The following is an 18,306-nucleotide window of genomic DNA, read 5'->3' on the forward strand; positions in this document are numbered from 1 at the left end:
GGGCGGCGTCGCCCACCGGCCCGCCGCGCTACCAGGGGAGAGTGCCCTCGATGTCGAAGTACCCACCCGTCGGGCCGTCGGGCCCCACCTGGGCCATCCGGACGATGATCTCGGCGCCCTCCTCGACGGTCTGGTGGCCGGTGTGCGCGTTGAGGTCCGTCGCGGTGTAGCCGGGCTCGACGGCGTTGATCCGCATCTGCGGGAACGCCTTCGCGTACTGCACGGTGAGCATGTTGACCGTGACCTTCGACGCCGGATAGGTGACCCCCGGATAGGCGTGCGTCGGGGTGTCGGGGGTGGAGACCCGCTCCAGCGAGGCCAGCCCGCTGCTGACATTGACCACGACCGGGGCGGCGGACCGCCGCAGCAGCGGCAGGAAGGCGTGGGTGACCCGCACCACGCCGAAGACGTTCGTCTCGAACACCGTCCGCATCATGTCGGCGGTGACCTCGGCGGCGCCGATCACCCCGCCGTCCGGCGTCCGCGCCTCGATACCGGCGTTGTTGATCAGCACATCCAGTCCGCCGTCGGCCTCGACGGTCTTGGCGGCTGCGGCCACGGAGGCGTCATCGGTGACATCGAGGACGACCAGCCGCGCCCCCAGCCGCTCGGCGGCCCGGCGGCCGCGCTCGGCGTCCCGGCTGCCGATATAGACGGTGTGTCCCGCGGCGATCAGTCGGCGGGCGGTCTCGAAGCCGAGACCCTTGTTGGCTCCGGTGATCAGTGTTGTCGTCATGTCTCCAGGCTGCGCCCGGGGCGTGGGAGCAGCCAGCTGCCCCGTCTTCCTGGGACCGCGAGTACCAGGAAGGTCCCCGGGCCCGCGGTGCACACTGGTGGTCATGGCGACCACGGAGTTCGGGCAGGCGGTGCGGCGCTGGCGGGACCGGGTCCCGCCGGAGGCCGCCGGGCTGCCGTCCGGCGGGCAGCGGCGCGCGGCCGGGCTGCGCCGCGAGGAGCTGGCGATGCTGGCCGGGATCTCCGTCGACTACGTCACCCGCCTCGAACAGGGCCGGGCCTCCCATCCCTCGACCCAGATCGTCGAGGCCCTGGCCAGGGCGCTGCGGCTGTCGGGGACCGAGCGCGCCCATCTCTTCCGGCTGGCCGGGCTGGCGCCACCGGGCCCGGAGACGGTGCCGGCGTACATCACCCCGAGCGTCCAGCGGCTGCTGGACCGGCTGACCGGCACACCCGTCGCCGTGAGCGACGCGTCCTGGACGCTGCTCATGGCCAATCCGCCGTATGTGGCCCTGAGGGGCGATCCGTCCCGGTGGCGCGGCAACGAACGCAACGGAGTCTGGCGCCACTTCGTCTGCGAGGACAGCGGATCCCGGCAGACGCATGAGGACCGGCGCGAGTTCCAGGCCGCGCTGGTCGCCGATCTCCGTACGGCCGCCGCCCGCTACCCGGCCGACCAGGGGCTGCGGCGGCTGGTCGCGGAGCTGCGCGCCCGCAGCGAGCGGTTCGCCGAGCTGTGGGACTCCGGCACCGTCGGCCACCATGAGGCGTCGCGCAAGACCATCGACCATCCGCGGGTGGGCACGCTGACGCTGGACTGCGATGTGCTCACGGTGGCGGGCAGCGATCTGCGCATCGTGGTGTACACGGCCGAGCCCGGCACCGAGGACGCCGAACGCCTCGCCCTGCTCACCGTGCTCGGCACCCAGACGCTCACCGGCTAGCCCGCTCCTCGTACGGCGGCGCGATCGGGACCGGATCGTCGAACCAGGTCCATATGTTTTTCATATTTGCGTAATTGGATCGCTGCGTTCCGTAAGATTTTAAGCTCATCCGATGCACGAACCGGCGTCCGTGAGCGCTATCTGAAACAGAGAGCGCAACACCGCGCACTCGCGGGGCGTGTGGGGGCCACCCCTCGTACAACGAACAGAAGGACGACGAAGTCCGTGAATCTTCAAACCGTGGTGAACGTCGTCACCGCCGTACTCGTGGCGCGGGTATTCGGCAGTGACGCCATCGCCCTCCTGCGCCGCGCGGCCGCGATGGGAGTCCGCGTCGGCGTATCGGAACTGCGACGCGGCGACCGGGCGGGAGGGGAGCGATGACCAGCGAATTCCTGCGCTCGCGCGAGACCACCTCGATGACACCCGGGCTCCCCGCGGACTTCCGTGCCTTCCACCAGCTCCACCGGAAGGCGTACATCGACCGGGCCGTGGTCTACCTCGGCAGCCACGCGGACGCCGAAGAGGCCGTCGACGCCGCCTTCGAACAACTGCTGCGCTGCTGGCCCAAGGTGCTGACCATGGAGAATCCGGCCGCCTACGCCTGGAAGGTGATGAAGAACCGGGCCATCGACCTCGCCCGCGCCCGCAACCGCGGCCCCGCCCTCCTGGACAACGCGACCTTCGAGACGGCGCTGCTCAGGGACGCGGTCGACCCCATCGCCGTACTCGAGGAGAGCCTGAACCTCTACCAGGCCATCAAGAAGCTCCCCGAGCGCCAGCAGGACGTGGTCATCCTGCTCCACTGCCGCGGCTACAGCGTCGCCGAGACCGCCACCCACCTCGGCATCACCGAGGCCGGCGTCCGCTCCACCGCCCGCTACGCCCGCCGCCGTCTGCAACAACTCCTGGCCAAGGAGGACCGATGACCTCAGCCATTGACCGCATCCTCGCGCGGGCCCTGCTCAACCCCACCCCTCCCGTCGACTTCGAGGCCGCCGAGGCCCGGCTCGCCATCCGCCACGCCGACCCCGGCGGCGCCTCATCCCAGGAGCGCCCGCCGCGGCACGCCCAGCGGACGTCCGCGGCCGCCGGGGCCGCGGCGCCGGGCGTGGACGAACGGATGGCGCAGGACCTGCACACCCTGTGCGAGGCGATCATCGCCCGGCCCGACGCCCTCACCCAGCTACGGGACTTCCTCACCCGCCGCATCCTCGAACCGCCCGGCTCCCGGGTCCTCGGGTGTGTTCTGCAACTGGCCGGCCATGAGGACCACGCCCAGTTCTGGTGGCAGTTCGCCGCCGGCGCCGGTGACCCCGCCGCCGCGTACTGCCTCTACCTCCACCACATGGCCCTGGGCGAGGACGGCCAGGCGCACGCCTGGCTGGAGTGGTGGCACGAGCAGGCGGGCCACGACATCCCGCCGGTCACCGACACCGTGGAGGACTGGGCCGCCACCGACCATGAGATGGCCGCCGCCCTCCGCATCCTGCACGGCCTGAAACGGGAACAGGAGGTGCCGCCCGCCACCACGGCCGTCATCCACTACGTCGCCCGGGCCGTCGACTTCACCGACGACCCCGACATCGATCTCCCCCTGCCCGAACCGGGGTTCGCCGACCGCATCGAAGACCTCACCGCCACCGAGACCACCACGGCCGGCGCGCCCTCGCCCGACCGGGCCGTACTGCCCGAGCGGCCGCGCAGCGGCTCCCCCGCGTAGCGGCCCACCCGCGTATCACCAGGTGAAGGCGAGTGGCTTACCCGGTCGGCCGGGGGCAGGCACCGGGCCGGTGTGCCGGACGAATCCCTTGCCGGGCGCGCCGACCTCCTCCGTCAGCCAGTTGGCGGCGTCGATGAGCCGGGCCAGGTCGATTCCGGTGCGCACCCCGGCCAGTTCCAGCAGCTGCACCGCGTCCTCGGTGCACAGACCGCCGCCGTGGGTGCCGGGCATGGCGGGATGGCCGCCGCTGCCGGCGAGCGAGGTGTCGATGCCACGGACGCCCAGCTCCAGCAGGGGGAGCAGGGCCGCCAGGCCCATGCCGCGCCCGTCGTGGATCTGCACGGTGAGGTGGTCGGCGGGCACATGCGCGAGCGCGGCGGTGACGAGTTCCCGGATCTGCGGCGGCGCCGCGTAGCCGACGGAGTCGGCGAGGATCCAGTGGTCCACCCCGATGTCGAGGAGCCGCCGGGCCAGCGGCTCCAGGTCCGCGCCGGAGCGGGCGGGGCCGGTGGGGCCGCCCCAGGCGAAGATGAGATAGGTGCCGAGCACGATGTCGTGGTCGGCGGCGAACGCGGCCATGCGCTCCAGCTCGGCGAGGGATTCCGTCGTCGGCCGGCCGGTGTTGGCGCGGGCGAAGTCCTCGTCCACCGACAGGAGGAAGGACGCCGTGTCCGCCCCCGCGTCCACCGCGCGGGCGAGCCCGCGGGCGTTGCCGACGCAGCATCCCAGGGTGAGGCCGGGGACCCGCGGGACCCGGGCGAACACCTCCGCGGCGTCGGCCAGGCCCGGCACCAGATCGGGGCGTACGAACGAGGACAGCTCGAACGCGCGGACCCCGGCGTCCAGGAGCCGTCGGACGAGCTCGGTCTTCACCTCGGTGGGGACCAGATGGTCCTGGAAGGTCAGGCGCGGCGCGATCTCGCGGATGCGCACGTCGTCGGGCAGGGTCACGGTCGGTTCCTCGGACATGGCGGGGCGGGTCCGTTCCTCGGACATGGCGGGGCGGGTCCGTTCCTCAGACATGGCGGGTCGGCCTGAGCCCGGCGGCGTACGAGTCCCAGGCGTCCGCCGCACCCTGCAGGCGCAGGTCGTCCTTGCGCACCTTGCCGGTCGGGGTGGCGGGCAGCTCGCCGAGGATCCGGTAGTAGCGCGGGACCATGAAGTGCGGCATGGACCGGTCGCAGTGCGCGAAGAGCCGCTCCAGGTCCAGCCGGCGGCCGGGTTCGACCTGCAGCACCGCCAGCACCTCCTCCTCGCCCAGCTCGGACGGGGCGCCCACCGCGGCGGCGGCCACCACTCCGGGATAGGCGAGCAGCACCGACTCCACCTCGTGGGAGGAGATGTTCTCGCCGCGGCGGCGCAGGGCGTCCTTCTTGCGGTCGATGAAGTAGAAGTAGCCGTCGTCGTCGGTGTAGCCGAGGTCCCCGGTGTGCCACCACAGGTCCCGCACGGTCGCCAGCGTCGCGGCCGGATTCCGGTGGTAGCCCGAGAACATGATGTGCGGCAGCCGCGGCCGGTAGACGATCTCCCCGGCCTGGCCGGGGGCGGCCCGGTGGCCGGACTCGTCGTGGATCTCGAGGATGGACGACGCGGTGGGCAGGCCGATCGAGCCGATCTTCCGGGCGTCCAGCGGGTTGTAGAGGACGTTCTTGATCTCGGTGAGACCGTAGCCCTCGACGATGTGCACGCCGAACCGCTCCTCGAAGGGATGCAGGATCTGCGGCGGGGCGGGCGCGGCGAACAGCTTGCTGACCCGGTGGTCCCGGTCGCGCTCCGACGGCGGCTGGGCCAGGAGCATCGGCAGGATGGAGCCGAGCGCGTTGAACTGGGTGACCCGGTGCGTCCGCACCTCGTCCCAGAACCCGCTCGCGCTGAACCTGCGGCCGAGCACCAGCGTCGCACCGGCGTAGAAGCAGTGCAGCGAGATGTTGATCTGGGCCGCGCCGTGGAACAGCGGCAGACAGGTGTAGAGCCGCTCGTCGGGCGCCGTGCCCATCTGCGCGGCACACTCGCGCCCGCCGACCAGGGCCATCAGATGCGGCTGCACCACGCCCTTGCTGCGCCCGGTGGTACCCGAGGTCAGCATGATCGCGAACGGATGGTCCGGCGCCACGCGGGGGAGCGGCGCCGCCGGGTCGCCGGCCGCCAGCAGCTCGCGCCAGGTCCACACCTCGACCCCGGGCGGGGTGCGACGGGGGACCGCGTCGTCCAGCAGCACCACCGACGTCAGGGTTTCCGGCGGTTCCGGCAGCTCGGCGACGAGCTCCAGCAGGGCCGCCTCGGTGACCAGGACGCGTACGTCGGTGCCGCGCAGCGCATGGTCGAGGAACGAGCCCTTGTAGGCGGTGTTGACCGGCACCTCCACCAGCCCGGCGCGGGCCGCGCCCAAGCAGGTGAGCAGGTATTCGGGCCGGTTGGGCAGGAAGATGCCGACCGAGCTGCCCGGGGCGGCGCCCAGCGCGAGCAGCCCGCGCGCCACCTCGGACACCGCCGCGTCGAGCGCCCCATAGGTCAGCTCGGTGCCGTCGAAGACCAGCGCGGTCCGGTCCGGGTGCGCCGCGGCCCGGGCGGCGATCAGCCCGCCCACCGTCCCGTCGGCGAGATCGTCGAAAGGGACACCGGTCCTTCGCGAGGTGGTGGTTCCGGTGGTTCCCCTCATGCGCCCAGCTCCCTCTTCACTCGGGCCAGAAATCCCTCCAGCGCCGGGTCCCACGCCGCCTCGGCGCCGGTCGTCACGAGGAAGGTGCCGACTCCCAGATCCCGGTACCTGCCGAGGGTGTCCAGGATGCGCTCCTCGCTGCCGACCAGCGCCTGGGAGTTGGCGAATCCGCCCAGCAGCTTGGTCAGGCCGGTCCAGAAGCAGTCGTCGTGCAGCTCGTCCTCGGTGAGCGCGAGCGCGCGCTCCCGCCCCACGGAGGTGTCGGTCGAGGAGGAGCGCAGGTAGGTCGTGGTGCCCGCGGCCTCGGCGATCCGCCGCTCCACGGCGCGGGCCCGGGCCCAGGCGTCGTCGTCGGTGTCGCCGACGAACAGCCGCAGGCTCAGGGAGAACCGCATGGCGCGGCCGTAGCGCTCGGCCGCGGCGGTGACCCGGTCGATGCGTTCCTTCGTGCCGGCGAACGGCTCGCCCCACAGCATGTAGAGGTCGGCGTGGCGGGCTCCGAAGTCCACCGCGTCGTCGCTCTCGCCCCCCATGAAGATCGGGACCTGCCCCTGCACCGGCCTGGTCCGGAGCTTCACCGCCTCGGCCGTGTAGTACGCGCCGTGGTGGTCGAAGGGCGTGGTCTCGGTCCACGTACGGCGGACGACGTCGAGATACTCGACCGCCCTGCGGTAGCGCTCGCTCTTGGCGAGGTGGTCCGACTCGCGGCGCAGGTCCTTGTCCGAGCCGCCGACGACCACGTTGACGGCGAGCCGGCCGCGGGCGAGCACGTCGAGGGTGGCGAAGTAGCGCGCGGCGGCGACCGGCGGCATCACCCCGGGCCGGTGCGCGACGATGGGCGAGAACTTCCTGGAGTGCGCGAGCGCGAACGGCGCGGTGGCGTGGTTGTGCGGCCAGGTGGCGGAGTATCCGACCAGGACGCGGTCGATGACCTGCGAGCGGTCCAGTTCCTGGACCCTCGCGAGCAGCCGGTCGGGGTCGGTCTCGTCGGCCTGGAGGGGCTGCAGCCCGGTGAAGAAGTCGACCATGGTGTGGTCCTCAGCTTTCTGGGGGGAGTGCCTGATGGGGAAGGGGCCGGCGGACGAGCCAGTCGCGGTGCCGGGCGAAGTGATCGGGACGGCGGGTGCGCAGCTCCGCGCGGGCGGTGGCCAGCGGCGTCCCGGTGGGGGCGAGCGTCATCCGCGCCGAGACCTTCCAGCGTCTGCCGTGGTGGGCGTCGATCCGCGCCAGGACCGTGAGCTGCCGCTCGACGGGCACCGGGCGCAGGTACTCGACCGCCAGGGACTTGGTGACCAGCCGCGGCTCGGTGCGCAGGGCGGCCATGGCGAGCACATCGTCGAAGACCGCGGCGATCCAGCCGCCGTGCGCCACGTCCGGACCGCCGTGCCAGGAGCGTGCGCAGACGACGTCGAACCGCAGGTCCCCGTCGTGCGCACCGGCGGCCTCCACACCCAGCCGGCAGGCGTCGTCCGGGGCGCAGCCGCCGCACAGCAGCCGGCCCGAGGCGGACGGCTCGATCGCGAACGCGTCGGCGTCGCGGGCGTCAGCCATGGGCCGTTCCCCCGGCGTGGGTGACGTCTCCCGCCTCCCGGCGCATGGCCTCGACCACCGCCGCGGACACCTCGATCGTGCCGCGCCGAAGCGCCTCGTCGCGGCAGGCGGCCGAGCGGTCGAACGGCACCCGTACGGCGCCGCCGCCCTCGGTGGGGCGGGTCGCCCGGACCGCGTCGGCGAAGGCGGCGACCCGTCGGCGGTAGTCCTCCGCGTCGGTCAGCACACCGGGGTCGACCAGCACGACGAAGAAGCCGCAGTCCGAGATCCCCGGCGGGTCGGCGGCCGCGCCGGCCATCATGCCCAGCAGCTGGACGACCATCGCCAGCCCGGAGCCCTTGTGCCCGCCCCACACCCCGAACGCGCCCTCCAGCGCGGCCGCCGGGTCGAGCGTCGGGGCGCCGGTGGCGTCGTACGCCTGGCCGGGCGCGAGCTCCGCGCCGAGCCGGGCCTTGAGCAGCACCTCGCCGTACATGACCGACGCGGTGCCGATGTCCCAGATGACCGGCGCCGGGGTGGAGGGGAAGCCGAAGGCGATCGGATTGGTGCCGAACCGGCCCTCGGTGCCGCCGTGCGGTGCCACCACCGCGGGCCCGCTGCCCGCGATCATCCCGGCGAGTCCGGCGTCCGCCGCCTTCTCCAGGTAGTACGAGAACATGCCGGTGTACCAGGTGTTACGGGCGCCCACGACCGCGATGCCGTGCGCACGGGCCTTGGCCACGGCCAGGTCCAGCGCGCGCATGCCGACGAGATAGCCGACCCGGTCGCCGCCGTCGAGGGTCGCGGACACCGCGGTCTCGGCGACGACCCGGATCGGGCCCGGGGGCTCCGCGGTGGCGCGGATGCGTTCCACCACGGACAGCGCGCGGGCGAGCCCGCCGAAGGACAGGCCGCGCAGTTCGCAGTCGAGCAGATGGTCGGCGATGATGCCGGCCTCGGCCGCGGTGTGCCCGGCGCGGGTCATCGCCGCGGAGACGAGGGCGTGGGCGTCGGAGGGCGTCAGCGTGGTCATGGGTGGGTGCTGTCGGGTCATCAAGGGGCCTTCCGTCAGCGGTGAGTTCGGGGAGTTCGCCGCTCAGGCGGCCGCGAGGTGGCGGTAGCCGCTCTGGAAGAACAGCAGCGGGGACGCCTCGGCGCGGGCGTCGAGGTCGTCGACCTGGCCGATGACGATGTGGTGGTCACCGGCGTCGTGGACGGCCTGGATGGTGCAGCCGATCCACGCCACCACGCCCTCGATGACCGGATCCCCGTGCGGCCCCGGCCGCCAGGCCACGTTCGCGAACTTGTCCCCGCCGGACGCGGACAGCGCGCGGCAGATGTCCTCCTGACCGGCGGCGAGGACGTTCACACAGAAGGTGCCGCGGTCGGCGATGGCCGGGAACGTCGATGAGCTCTTGCCCGGCAGGAACGCCACCAGCGGCGGGGCGAGCGAGACCGAGGTGAACGACGAGACGGCCATGCCCACCGGATTGCCGTGCGCGTCACGGGAGGTGATCGCGGTGATGCCGCTGGCGAAGTGCCCCAGAACGGACCGGAACCGGGTGGGATCGGGGCCCTGCCGCGCGGAATGAGGGAAGCGCGTTGTAAGCATGCTGAGATGATATAAGCATGCGTGCATATTGCAAGAGAGCTGATGCCATCGGTCGGGGACCGTGCCATTACGCTGCAGACGTGACAGACCCGCTGCCGTACATCAGCCCCCTGAACGACGACCGGACCCCGCCGCGGGCGGCCACGGGCATGGACGAGGCGTCCTCGCTGATCGACGCGGCCTTCCGGCTCGAGCGAGCGGTCACCAGGATCGGAAACGGCCGACTGCGGCCGTGGAACATGACGCTGTCGAGCTATACCGCGCTGCGGATCATCGCCGACCAGCCCCAGCTCACCCTCGCCCAGCTGGCGCGGCGCTGTTACGCGCGGCCGCAGACCATGACCCGCATCGTCACCCAGCTGGAGAACCGCGGCTTCGTGGCCCGCGGCTCGCATCCGGAGAGCGAACGGGCGCTGTCGCTGCGGGTCACCGACGCGGGCCTGGCCGCGCTGGCGGAGATGGGCGCCGAGGTACTCAAGATCAGCGACACCCTGAACGCCACGCTCGGCCCGGAGGACATCGTGGCGGCCGACCAGCATCTGCGCCGGGCCGCGCTGGTGGTGGAGAACGAACTGCGGGAGATGAAGCGGCCGGAGGGCGACGGATGAGCCGGGCGGCTCCGGCCCCCGGGACATGACGACGGGAGCCGGTGGCCGGAGAATGTCCCCGGCCACCGGCTCCCGCTTCTCTTCGCGCGTCAGCCCGTCAGTGCTTGGCCACGTCAGTGCTTGGCCACGAGGCCCTCGAGCGCGATGTTGAGTTCGAGGACGTTCACCCGCGGCTCGCCGATGAAGCCGATGGTGCGGCCCTCGGTCCTGTCCTCGACCAGCTTCTCCACCTGGGCGACGGACAGCCCGTTCCGCTCCGCGACCCGGTGGACCTGGAGCTCCGCGTAGCGCGGGGAGATGTCCGGGTCCAGGCCGGAGCCGGAGGACGTCACCGCGTCGGCGGGCACCTGGGACGGCCGGACGGTGTGGCCGGGCACCGAGTTGTTCCTGACGACCGCGGCCTTGGCGTCCTTGACCTGCTGGAGAAGGTCCTCGCTGTCGGCGGAGAGGTTGGTGGCTCCGGACAGCAGCAGCGTGTACCGGGTGTTGACGCTGTTGGCGCCGAGGCCGTTCGCCGGACGTCCCTGGAACCACTTCAGATCGGGGTCCGGGGTCTCCTGGCCCTTCTTCAGCGGCAGGTTGTACGGCTGCCCGATCAGCGAGGAGCCGACGACCTTGCCGTTCGCCGTGATCTCGGAGCCGTTCGCCTTGTCGTGGAACAGCCCCTGGGCGATGCCGGTGACCACCAGCGGATAGATGACGCCCGTGACCAGGGTCAGTACGAGCAGGGCCCGCAGACCGGCCCCGAACAGCCGGGCGGTGTTCATGACGGAATGGTTCATGGCGGTCAGCCGATCCCGGGGATGAGGGAGATGAGCAGGTCGATGATCTTGATGCCGATGAAGGGCGCTATCAGGCCGCCGAGGCCGTAGATCCCGAGGTTGCGCCGCAGCATCCGGTCCGCGCTCATCGGCCGGTAGCGCACACCCCGCAGGGCCAGCGGCACCAGCGCGACGATGATCAGCGCGTTGAAGATCACCGCGGAAAGGATCGCCGAGTCCGGCGAGGACAGCTGCATGATGTTCAGCTTGTCCAGGCCCGGGTAGACCGCCGCGAACAGCGCCGGGATGATCGCGAAGTACTTCGCGACGTCGTTGGCGATGGAGAAGGTGGTCAGCGCGCCACGGGTGATCAGCAACTGCTTGCCGATCTCCACGATCTCGATCAGCTTGGTCGGGTTGGAGTCGAGGTCGACCATGTTGCCGGCCTCCTTGGCGGCCGACGTACCGGTGTTCATCGCCACCCCGACGTCCGCCTGGGCCAGCGCCGGGGCGTCGTTGGTGCCGTCGCCGGTCATCGCGACCAGCTTGCCGCCCGCCTGCTCCCGCTTGATCAGGGCCATCTTGTCCTCGGGAGTGGCCTCGGCGAGGAAGTCGTCGACGCCCGCCTCCTCGGCGATCGCCTTGGCCGTCAGCGGGTTGTCACCCGTGATCATGACGGTCTTGATGCCCATGTGGCGCAGTTCGTCGAACCGCTCCCGCATGCCCTCCTTGACGACGTCCTTGAGGTGGATGACGCCCAGCACCCGCGCCCCGTCCGCGCCTTGGACCGCCACCAGCAGCGGGGTGCCGCCGGCCTCGGAGATCCGGTGGGCGATCCGGTCCGCGTCCTCGGCGACCGTGCCGCCCCGCTCCCGGACCCAGGCGATGACCGAACCGGCCGCGCCCTTACGGATCTTCCGCTCGCCGACGTCCACACCCGACATCCGGGTCTGCGCGGTGAACTCGATCCACTCGGCGCCCACCAGTTCGCCCTGGTGGCGCTCGCGCAGCCCGTACGTCTCCTTCGCCAGGACGACGATGGACCGCCCCTCGGGGGTCTCGTCGGCCAGCGAGGACAGCTGGGCGGCGTCGGCGACCTCGGCCTCGGTGGTGCCGCGCACCGGCACGAACTCCGCCGCCTGCCGATTGCCCAGGGTGATCGTGCCGGTCTTGTCCAGCAGCAGCGTGGAGACGTCACCGGCGGCCTCGACGGCCCGGCCCGACATCGCCAGCACGTTCCGCTGCACCAGCCGGTCCATGCCCGCGATGCCGATCGCCGACAGCAGCGCGCCGATCGTCGTCGGGATCAGACAGACCAGCAGCGCCACCAGCACCACCATCGTCAGATGCGTGCCCGCGTAATCGGCGAACGGCGGCAGCGTGACGCAGGCGAGCAGGAACACGATCGTCAGCGAGGCGAGCAGGATGTTGAGCGCGATCTCGTTCGGCGTCTTCTGCCGGGCGGCGCCCTCCACCAGGTTGATCATCCGGTCGATGAAGGTCTCGCCCGGCTTGGTGGTGATCCTGATGACGATGCGGTCGGACAGCACCTTGGTGCCGCCGGTCACGGCCGAACGGTCGCCGCCGGACTCGCGGATGACCGGCGCCGATTCGCCGGTGATCGCCGACTCGTCGACCGAGGCGACGCCCTCGACCACATCGCCGTCGCCGGGGATGACATCGCCGGCCTCGCAGACCACCAGGTCACCGATCTTCAGCCCGGTGCCGGGGATCCGCTCCTCGGCCGTGCCGTCCGCGGCCAGCCGCCGCGCCACCGTGTCGGTCTTGGCCTTGCGCAGGGTGTCGGCCTGCGCCTTGCCACGGCCCTCGGCGACCGCCTCGGCCAGATTGGCGAAGATCACGGTCAGCCACAGCCAGGCGCTGATCGCCCAGCCGAACCAGTCGCCCGGATCCTGACAAGAGAACACCGTGGTCAGCACGGACCCGACCAGCACGACGAACATCACGGGCGACTTCACCATCACCCGCGGGTCCAGCTTGCGGAAGGCGTCCGGCAGCGACTTCAGCAGCTGTCCGGGATCGAAGAGGCCCGCGCCGACACGGTCCTCGGCCGGGCCGTGCCCGGTGGGAACGCCGCCTCGCGGCGCCCTGGTCGGAGTGGCAGTGGACATGGAGTCCTCGTGGTTTTCTGTGCGGGTGGTCATCACGCCAGCCCCTCGGCCAGCGGCCCCAGCGCCAGCGCCGGGAAGTACGTCAGACCGGTGATGATCAGGATCGCGCCCACCAGCAATCCCGTGAACAGCGGCTTCTCGGTGCGCAGCGTGCCCGCGGTGGCCGGCACCGGCTTCTGCTCGGCGAGCGAGCCCGCCAGCGCCAGGACGAAGACCATGGGCACGAAGCGGCCGAACAGCATCGCGAGGCCGGTCGTGGTGTTGAACCAGTCGGTGTTCGCGTTCAGGCCCGCGAAAGCGGAGCCGTTGTTGTTCGAGGCGGAGGTGAACGCGTACAGCACCTCGGAGAAGCCGTGCGCACCGGAGTTGAGCATCGAGTTCGGCGGCGTCCGCAGGGCCATGGAGGCGGCGGTGAAGATCAGCACCAGCGCCGGGGTGACCAGGATGTAGCAGGCCGCCAGCTTCATCTCGCGGGCACCGATCTTCTTGCCCAGATACTCGGGCGTGCGGCCGACCATCAGCCCGGCGATGAACACCGCGATGATCGCCATGATCAGCATGCCGTAGAGGCCGGAGCCCATACCACCGGGCGCGATCTCGCCCAGCATCATGCCGAGCATGGTGATGCCGCCGCCCAGGCCCGTGAAGGAGGAGTGGAAGGAGTCCACCGCTCCGGTCGAGGTGAGCGTGGTCGACACCCCGAAGAGCGCCGAGCCGCCGACACCGAAGCGGGCCTCCTTGCCCTCCATCGCGCCACCGGCGGCCTGCAGGGCCGGGCCGTGGTGGGCGAACTCGGTCCACATCATCAGGGCCACGAAGCCGACCCAGATGGTGACCATGGTCGCCAGGATCGCGTAGCCCTGCTTGACCGAGCCGACCATGATGCCGAAGGTGCGGGTCAGCGCGAGCGGGATGACCAGGATCAGGAAGATCTCGAAGAGGTTGGTGAACGGGGTCGGGTTCTCGAACGGGTGGGCGCTGTTGGCGTTGAAGTAACCGCCGCCGTTGGTGCCCAGCTCCTTGATGGCCTCCTGCGAGGCCACCGCCCCGCCGTTCCACTGCTGCGAGCCGCCCATGAACTGGCCCACCTCGTGGATGCCCGAGAAGTTCTGGATGGCGCCGCAGGCGACCAGCACGACGGCGGCGATGGCCGCGCCCGGCACCAGGACGCGAATCGTGCCGCGCACCAGATCGGCCCAGAAGTTGCCGAGTTCACCGGTGCGCGAGCGGGCGAAGCCGCGCACCAGCGCCACCGCGACGGCGATGCCGACCGCGGCCGAGACGAAGTTCTGCACGGCGAGCCCGGCGGTCTGCACGACGTGGCCCATGGCCTGCTCGCCGTAGTACGACTGCCAGTTGGTGTTCGTCACGAAGGACGCGGCCGTGTTGAACGCCTGCGCGGGCTCGATCGAGGAGAACCCGAGCGAACCGGGCAGGCTGCCCTGCAGCCGCTGCAGCAGATACAGGAAGAGCACACCGGCCGCCGAGAAGGCCAGCACCCCGCGCAGATACGAGGCCCAGCGCATCTCGGTGTCGGGGTTGGCACCGATGCCCTTGTAGATCCACTTCTCCACACGCCAGTGCTTCTCGGAGGCGTAGACCTTGGCCATGTAGGTGCCGAGGGGAACGTAGGCGAGCGCCAGCGCCGCCATGAGGGCGAGCAGCTGGAGCACGCCCGCGAGTACGGGACCCATGCCTCCCGCCGCGGTAGCAGCTGATGTCACCGTCAGAACCTCTCCGGGAAGATCAGGGCGAGGACGAGATAGCCCAGCAGGGCGACGGCGACGACGAGGCCGACGACGTTTTCGACGGTCACAGCTTCGTCACCCCCTTGGCGACAAAGGCCACCAGCGCGAACACCGCGAGCATGGTGACGACGAAGGCCACATCGGCCATCGCGAACTCCTGGAAAGAGGTCGGGGGAATCCGCAAACGGCGGATCGGACGGGTTGTGAAAAGAAGAAAACCCCGCCCATGGCCGGATCCGAGCGTCGTTGACGGGTCCCATACGCCGATCCGCGCCCCCTTGACGCGACCCTTACGGGCGCTGGGGCGAGGGATGCGGGTGTTGGCTGGGCCCATGCCGAGGTCGCCGGGTGCGCATCGAGGAACGGGCCATGATCACTTCATGACACGACGCCAGATCTCGACGGTGGTCGCGGTCGCCTGGGCGAGATCATTCCCGGGCGAACAGGCGGCACGGTAGAAGGTCCGTTCCGTCATCCAGCACAGTGCGCGGGCCGGCGCGGCGGCTCCGCCGGGCCCGTCCTCATCAGGGATCCCCGCCCGCCTCAGCACCTGCGTCATGGCCTGGGCGAAGGCGTCGACCGTGTCGTTCCAGGCGGATCCGACCACCGGATGCAGCGCGGAGTAGTCGACGGCCGCCCGCATGACGGTGCCGTGCTCGCGCCAGACCCGCTCCACCCCGTGGACGGCCCGTTCCATGACATCGACGGGCGCGGATGCCGCATCCTGCGCCGTGGTGTCGGCCTCGGCCCGAATGGTGCGCATGGTGCGCTCGACGAGAGCGGCGAGGACCTCGTGCTTGTTGCCGAAGTAGAAGTAGAGGGACCCGCGGGAGATCCCGGCGCCCTTGGCGATCGCCTCGACCGTGAGCTCCTCGAGGCTCGTGTGCTCGAGCAGCGTTTCGGCGGCGTCCAGAAGGGCCTGCTCGCGCAGGTCTCCCTTCCTCGGAGCGGCACTGCGCCTTCCCACTGCGGTCTCCCCTGATCGACTCTCCCGAGCACTGTACTTCCGCCGGGCAAGGGCCCACGGCAGGTCCGTTGCCCGGCAGGGGCCACGCGCCGGCCACGGCCTTCAGCGGCCGCGTCCCGGCACGGTGATCAGCCCTTGAGCTGAGTTCCGTCGGGGAAGTCGGTGGTCCGCGACAGCTTCTCCCAGGTGCGGATGTCGTCGTCCACCGCCTGCCGGGCCGCCGTGACCAGGCGCAGCGCGTCCGAGCCCAGCACCAGATGGGCAGGGGGCTCGGGGACGTCGAGGATATCCAGCAGCGCTTCGGCGGCGCTCCGCGGATTGCCGAGCTGGTTGCCACTGGCCTTGATCCGCGCCTCGCGGATCGGTGCGAACAACGCGTCGTCGATTTTTTTCGCCACGACGCAGATAGTTGTCCGCCACTGCGGATATCCACCGGCCTCGGCTCCCAGCACATGCAGCAGCGACAGAGCCCCGTCGCGAGGGGATCCCGGCGTCGCGCTGTGGAGCACGAGGTGCTGGTCGCGGTCGGTGAGCGCGAGCGAGTCGCAGCCGAGGGTGATCTCCCCCGCGACCGGATGGCGGAAGGCCCTCGTGAGCATCGGCGCGGCCTGCACATCGTGCCGCTCCCAGAGCCGGGCGACGTCGGGGCCGGCGGCGCGGAGTTCGTCGAGCTGACACGGTCCTCATGACGAACAACGTCGACATCGCACCCATCGGCCTGCTCACCGGCAAGGTCGTGTTCGTCACCGGCGCCGGCCGCGGCCCGGCTCTTCGCCGCTGAGGGCGCCGCCGTCGTGCTCGCCGCCCGCGGCACGGACGCGCTCAACAGCATCACCGAGACCGCGGCCGTGACCTGCGCCGGCGCCTGAACAGGGGGCACGCAGGACTGTTGGTCACGCCACAGTCCCGAAAAGGGTCACGCCACAAGCCCTGGAAAGCAGAAAACCCCACGTGAAGTGGGGTATCAGCTGGTGTCCGAGGGGGGACTTGAACCCCCACGCCCGATAAAGGGCACTAGCACCTCAAGCTAGCGCGTCTGCCATTCCGCCACCCGGACCAGGTGTCTGCCGGTCGGCCCGCGGCCGTTCCGACGTGGAAAACCATAGCAAACATCGGGACGTGCTCGATCACGGCCGGTCGTGCCCCCGCGGCCGCGCTGTGTGACGGGGGCGTGACGGCGGTATTGCAGCCTTGGGCTGGGCGGGCGAGCGGAGGAGGATGGGCGGGTGACCCCTGCCGCGGGGGTCCGTACCTGGGCGTCCCGCGGCAGCGCAACGACGAGGAGGCATCGTGAGTGAGTCGCTTTCGGACGCGACGACGACCGGAACGGTCAGGGGCGAGGACGAGGTGGTCGACCTCTGCCGTGACCTGATCCGGATCGACACCAGTAACTATGGCGACCACTCCGGCCCCGGTGAGCGCGCGGCCGCCGAGTACGTGGCCGAGAAGCTCGCCGAGGTGGGGCTCGAGCCGAAGATCTTCGAGTCGCACCAGGGCAGGGCGTCGACCGTGGCACGGATCGAAGGGGAGGATCCGTCCCGTCCGGCGCTGCTCATCCACGGCCACACCGACGTCGTACCGGCCAACGCCGAGGACTGGACCCACCACCCCTTCTCCGGCGAGATCGTGGACGACTGCGTCTGGGGCCGGGGCGCGGTGGACATGAAGGACATGGACGCGATGACGCTCGCGGTCGTCCGGGACCGGCTGCGCACCGGCCGCAAGCCCCCGCGCGACATCGTGCTGGCCTTCCTCGCCGATGAGGAGGCGGGCGGGGTCTACGGGGCCAAGCACCTGGTCAACAACCACCCCGACCTCTTCGAGGGGGTGACGGAGGCGATCGGCGAGGTCGGCGGCTTCTCCTTCACCGTCAACGAGGATCTGCGGCTCTATCTGATCGAGACCGCGCAGAAGGGCATGCACTGGATGCGGCTCACGGTGGACGGCACCGCGGGGCACGGCTCGATGACCAACAGCGACAACGCCATCACGGAGCTGACCGAGGCGGTCGGGCGGCTCGGGCGGCACAAGTTCCCGGTGCGGGTCACCAAGACCGTACGGTCCTTCCTGGACGAGCTGTCCGACGCCCTCGGCACCCCGCTCGACCCGGAGAACATGGACGAGACGCTGGCCAAGCTGGGCGGCATCGCGAAGATCATCGGGGCCACGCTCCAGAACACCGCAGCCCCGACCATGCTCAGCGCCGGCTACAAGGTCAACGTCATTCCGGGGCAGGCCACGGCGCATGTGGACGGGCGCTTCCTGCCGGGGTTCGAGGACGAGTTCCTGGCCGACCTCGATCGCATCCTCGGCCCGCGGGTCAAGCGGGAGGACGTGCACGCGGACAAGGCGCTGGAGACCACCTTCGACGGGGCGCTGGTCGAGGCCATGCAGTCGGCGCTGAAGGCCGAGGACCCGATCGCCCGCGCCGTGCCGTACTGCCTCTCCGGCGGTACGGACGCGAAGTCCTTCGACGACCTCGGCATCCGCTGCTTCGGATTCGCGCCGCTGCGGCTGCCCCCCGAGCTGGACTTCGCCGGGATGTTCCACGGGGTCGACGAGCGGGTGCCGGTGGACGGGCTGAAGTTCGGCGTGCGGGTGCTGGACCGGTTCCTGGACGCCTGCTGAGGGACGCACGAACGGCCTAATCGATCACACATACCGAAGGAACCAAAAAGGGTGAATGGTGTCGTAGCTTGATAGCTTGATTGCTCCCTCCTCGTTACATGGTGTGTGCGGCCCGTAACCGGGCCGCGGTGCCGACAAGGGGTGGTGCTGTACCCCGCCTTCGGCAACTACCGCATCGATCACGTGACATCGGGTCACGGTCCACCGGGGTGTGAGCCCCGGGTGGTTTCGGAGTGTGCGTGCTCCGGGACGCCCGGGG

General features: G+C 70.9%; 18 protein-coding genes, 1 tRNA gene and 3 pseudogenes. 7 read left to right on the forward strand and 15 right to left on the reverse strand.

Annotated elements, in window-relative coordinates:
* Positions 1-28 precede the first annotated feature (28 nt).
* Positions 29-736 carry an SDR family NAD(P)-dependent oxidoreductase gene (locus tag J8403_RS33830; protein ID WP_211126471.1) on the reverse strand — a complete coding sequence of 236 codons (708 nt, stop codon included), beginning with the start codon at positions 734-736 and terminating at the stop codon, positions 29-31.
* A 103-nt stretch (positions 737-839) separates the two neighbouring features.
* Between J8403_RS33830 and J8403_RS33835 the strand changes: the two genes are divergently transcribed.
* The 4 genes from J8403_RS33835 to J8403_RS33850 all read left to right on the forward strand — a co-directional run bounded on the left by J8403_RS33835 (position 840) and on the right by J8403_RS33850 (position 3,402).
* Positions 840-1,679, forward strand: coding sequence for a helix-turn-helix transcriptional regulator (locus J8403_RS33835; protein ID WP_211126472.1), 840 nt, complete (start codon positions 840-842; stop codon positions 1,677-1,679).
* A gap of 225 nt (positions 1,680-1,904) precedes the next feature.
* Positions 1,905-2,063 carry a hypothetical protein gene (locus tag J8403_RS33840; protein WP_211126473.1) on the forward strand — a complete coding sequence of 53 codons (159 nt, stop codon included), beginning with the start codon at positions 1,905-1,907 and terminating at the stop codon, positions 2,061-2,063.
* Positions 2,060-2,608, forward strand: coding sequence for a sigma-70 family RNA polymerase sigma factor (locus J8403_RS33845; protein ID WP_211126474.1), 549 nt, complete (start codon positions 2,060-2,062; stop codon positions 2,606-2,608). Before J8403_RS33840 ends, J8403_RS33845 begins: the two co-directional genes overlap by 4 nt.
* A complete protein-coding gene (locus J8403_RS33850; RefSeq protein WP_211126475.1) occupies positions 2,605-3,402 on the forward strand; it encodes a hypothetical protein in 798 nt (265 codons plus the stop codon). Before J8403_RS33845 ends, J8403_RS33850 begins: the two co-directional genes overlap by 4 nt.
* Before the next feature lie 15 nt (positions 3,403-3,417).
* On the opposite strand, the gene J8403_RS33855 is transcribed toward J8403_RS33850, so the two are convergent.
* From J8403_RS33855 to J8403_RS33880, 6 genes are all read right to left on the reverse strand, one after another.
* The gene (locus J8403_RS33855; RefSeq protein WP_246586114.1) at positions 3,418-4,398 is read right to left on the reverse strand and encodes a beta/alpha barrel domain-containing protein; all 981 of its coding nucleotides are present in this window, start codon (positions 4,396-4,398) and stop codon (positions 3,418-3,420) included.
* Between the two features lie 19 nt (positions 4,399-4,417).
* Positions 4,418-6,061, reverse strand: a complete 1,644-nt coding sequence (locus J8403_RS33860) for an AMP-binding protein (protein ID WP_211126476.1) — start codon at positions 6,059-6,061, stop codon at positions 4,418-4,420.
* Positions 6,058-7,089, reverse strand: coding sequence for an LLM class flavin-dependent oxidoreductase (locus J8403_RS33865; protein WP_211126477.1), 1,032 nt, complete (start codon positions 7,087-7,089; stop codon positions 6,058-6,060). The genes J8403_RS33860 and J8403_RS33865 overlap by 4 nt, the downstream gene beginning before the upstream one ends.
* A gap of 10 nt (positions 7,090-7,099) precedes the next feature.
* Positions 7,100-7,612 (reverse strand): PaaI family thioesterase, encoded by a 513-nt coding sequence (locus tag J8403_RS33870; protein ID WP_211126478.1) that lies wholly within the window; start codon positions 7,610-7,612, stop codon positions 7,100-7,102.
* On the reverse strand, positions 7,605-8,624 hold the full coding sequence (locus J8403_RS33875) for an Ldh family oxidoreductase (protein WP_211126479.1): 1,020 nt from the start codon (positions 8,622-8,624) through the stop codon (positions 7,605-7,607). The genes J8403_RS33870 and J8403_RS33875 overlap by 8 nt, the downstream gene beginning before the upstream one ends.
* Positions 8,625-8,687: 63 nt before the next feature.
* Positions 8,688-9,203, reverse strand: coding sequence for a flavin reductase family protein (locus J8403_RS33880; RefSeq protein ID WP_211126480.1), 516 nt, complete (start codon positions 9,201-9,203; stop codon positions 8,688-8,690).
* Positions 9,204-9,283: 80 nt separating this feature from the next.
* On the opposite strand from J8403_RS33880, the gene J8403_RS33885 reads away from it, so the two are divergent.
* Positions 9,284-9,811, forward strand: coding sequence for a MarR family winged helix-turn-helix transcriptional regulator (locus J8403_RS33885; RefSeq protein WP_246586115.1), 528 nt, complete (start codon positions 9,284-9,286; stop codon positions 9,809-9,811).
* Positions 9,812-9,924: 113 nt separating this feature from the next.
* Here the strand turns inward: J8403_RS33885 and J8403_RS33890 are convergent, their stop codons facing one another.
* The 7 genes and pseudogenes from J8403_RS33890 to J8403_RS44640 form a co-directional block, all read right to left on the reverse strand.
* The gene (locus J8403_RS33890; RefSeq protein WP_211126482.1) at positions 9,925-10,593 is read right to left on the reverse strand and encodes a potassium-transporting ATPase subunit C; all 669 of its coding nucleotides are present in this window, start codon (positions 10,591-10,593) and stop codon (positions 9,925-9,927) included.
* A gap of 5 nt (positions 10,594-10,598) precedes the next feature.
* A complete protein-coding gene (kdpB, locus tag J8403_RS33895; protein WP_211126483.1) occupies positions 10,599-12,737 on the reverse strand; it encodes a potassium-transporting ATPase subunit KdpB in 2,139 nt (712 codons plus the stop codon).
* Positions 12,737-14,398: a potassium-transporting ATPase subunit KdpA gene (gene kdpA, locus J8403_RS33900; RefSeq protein ID WP_211126484.1), complete on the reverse strand. Its 1,662-nt coding sequence runs from the start codon at positions 14,396-14,398 to the stop codon at positions 12,737-12,739. Before kdpA ends, kdpB begins: the two co-directional genes overlap by 1 nt.
* 32 nt (positions 14,399-14,430) lie before the next feature.
* Positions 14,431-14,520 (reverse strand): K(+)-transporting ATPase subunit F, encoded by a 90-nt coding sequence (kdpF, locus tag J8403_RS33905; RefSeq protein WP_037770757.1) that lies wholly within the window; start codon positions 14,518-14,520, stop codon positions 14,431-14,433.
* A 305-nt stretch (positions 14,521-14,825) separates the two neighbouring features.
* The gene (locus J8403_RS33910) at positions 14,826-15,419 is read right to left on the reverse strand and encodes a TetR/AcrR family transcriptional regulator (protein WP_211126485.1); all 594 of its coding nucleotides are present in this window, start codon (positions 15,417-15,419) and stop codon (positions 14,826-14,828) included.
* A gap of 128 nt (positions 15,420-15,547) precedes the next feature.
* A pseudogene (locus tag J8403_RS33915) lies at positions 15,548-15,799 on the reverse strand (short-chain dehydrogenase/reductase); the annotation flags it as partial.
* Positions 15,800-15,934: 135 nt separating this feature from the next.
* Positions 15,935-16,033, reverse strand: a pseudogene (locus J8403_RS44640) (transcriptional regulator); the annotation flags it as partial.
* Between the two features lie 71 nt (positions 16,034-16,104).
* Here J8403_RS44640 and J8403_RS33925 point away from each other — a divergent pair.
* Positions 16,105-16,258 (forward strand): annotated as a pseudogene (locus tag J8403_RS33925) (short-chain dehydrogenase); the annotation flags it as partial.
* 130 nt (positions 16,259-16,388) lie between these two features.
* Here J8403_RS33925 and J8403_RS33930 read toward each other — a convergent pair.
* A tRNA-Leu gene (locus tag J8403_RS33930) sits at positions 16,389-16,476 on the reverse strand.
* A 233-nt stretch (positions 16,477-16,709) separates the two neighbouring features.
* Between J8403_RS33930 and J8403_RS33935 the strand changes: the two genes are divergently transcribed.
* A complete protein-coding gene (locus tag J8403_RS33935) occupies positions 16,710-18,047 on the forward strand; it encodes a M20/M25/M40 family metallo-hydrolase (RefSeq protein ID WP_211126486.1) in 1,338 nt (445 codons plus the stop codon).
* The last annotated feature ends 259 nt before the right edge of the window (positions 18,048-18,306 follow it).

Source organism: Streptomyces yatensis (assembly GCF_018069625.1).
GTDB classification, from domain to species: Bacteria; Actinomycetota; Actinomycetes; order Streptomycetales; family Streptomycetaceae; genus Streptomyces; species Streptomyces yatensis.

Bases quoted from the DNA above. Each gene is read 5' to 3' on its own strand.
- kdpA (WP_211126484.1), bottom strand. From the start codon at position 14,398: ATGGGTCCCGTACTCGCGGGCGTGCTCCAGCTGCTCGCCCTCATGGCG.
- J8403_RS33860 (WP_211126476.1), bottom strand. From the start codon at position 6,061: ATGAGGGGAACCACCGGAACCACCACCTCGCGAAGGACCGGTGTCCCT.
- J8403_RS33830 (WP_211126471.1), bottom strand. From the start codon at position 736: ATGACGACAACACTGATCACCGGAGCCAACAAGGGTCTCGGCTTCGAG.
- J8403_RS33865 (WP_211126477.1), bottom strand. From the start codon at position 7,089: ATGGTCGACTTCTTCACCGGGCTGCAGCCCCTCCAGGCCGACGAGACC.
- kdpB (WP_211126483.1), bottom strand. From the start codon at position 12,737: ATGACCACCCGCACAGAAAACCACGAGGACTCCATGTCCACTGCCACT.
- J8403_RS33855 (WP_246586114.1), bottom strand. From the start codon at position 4,398: ATGTCCGAGGAACGGACCCGCCCCGCCATGTCCGAGGAACCGACCGTG.
- J8403_RS33850 (WP_211126475.1), top strand. From the start codon at position 2,605: ATGACCTCAGCCATTGACCGCATCCTCGCGCGGGCCCTGCTCAACCCC.
- J8403_RS33880 (WP_211126480.1), bottom strand. From the start codon at position 9,203: ATGCTTACAACGCGCTTCCCTCATTCCGCGCGGCAGGGCCCCGATCCC.
- J8403_RS33890 (WP_211126482.1), bottom strand. From the start codon at position 10,593: ATGAACCATTCCGTCATGAACACCGCCCGGCTGTTCGGGGCCGGTCTG.
- J8403_RS33835 (WP_211126472.1), top strand. From the start codon at position 840: ATGGCGACCACGGAGTTCGGGCAGGCGGTGCGGCGCTGGCGGGACCGG.
- J8403_RS33870 (WP_211126478.1), bottom strand. From the start codon at position 7,612: ATGGCTGACGCCCGCGACGCCGACGCGTTCGCGATCGAGCCGTCCGCC.
- J8403_RS33845 (WP_211126474.1), top strand. From the start codon at position 2,060: ATGACCAGCGAATTCCTGCGCTCGCGCGAGACCACCTCGATGACACCC.
- J8403_RS33875 (WP_211126479.1), bottom strand. From the start codon at position 8,624: ATGACCACGCTGACGCCCTCCGACGCCCACGCCCTCGTCTCCGCGGCG.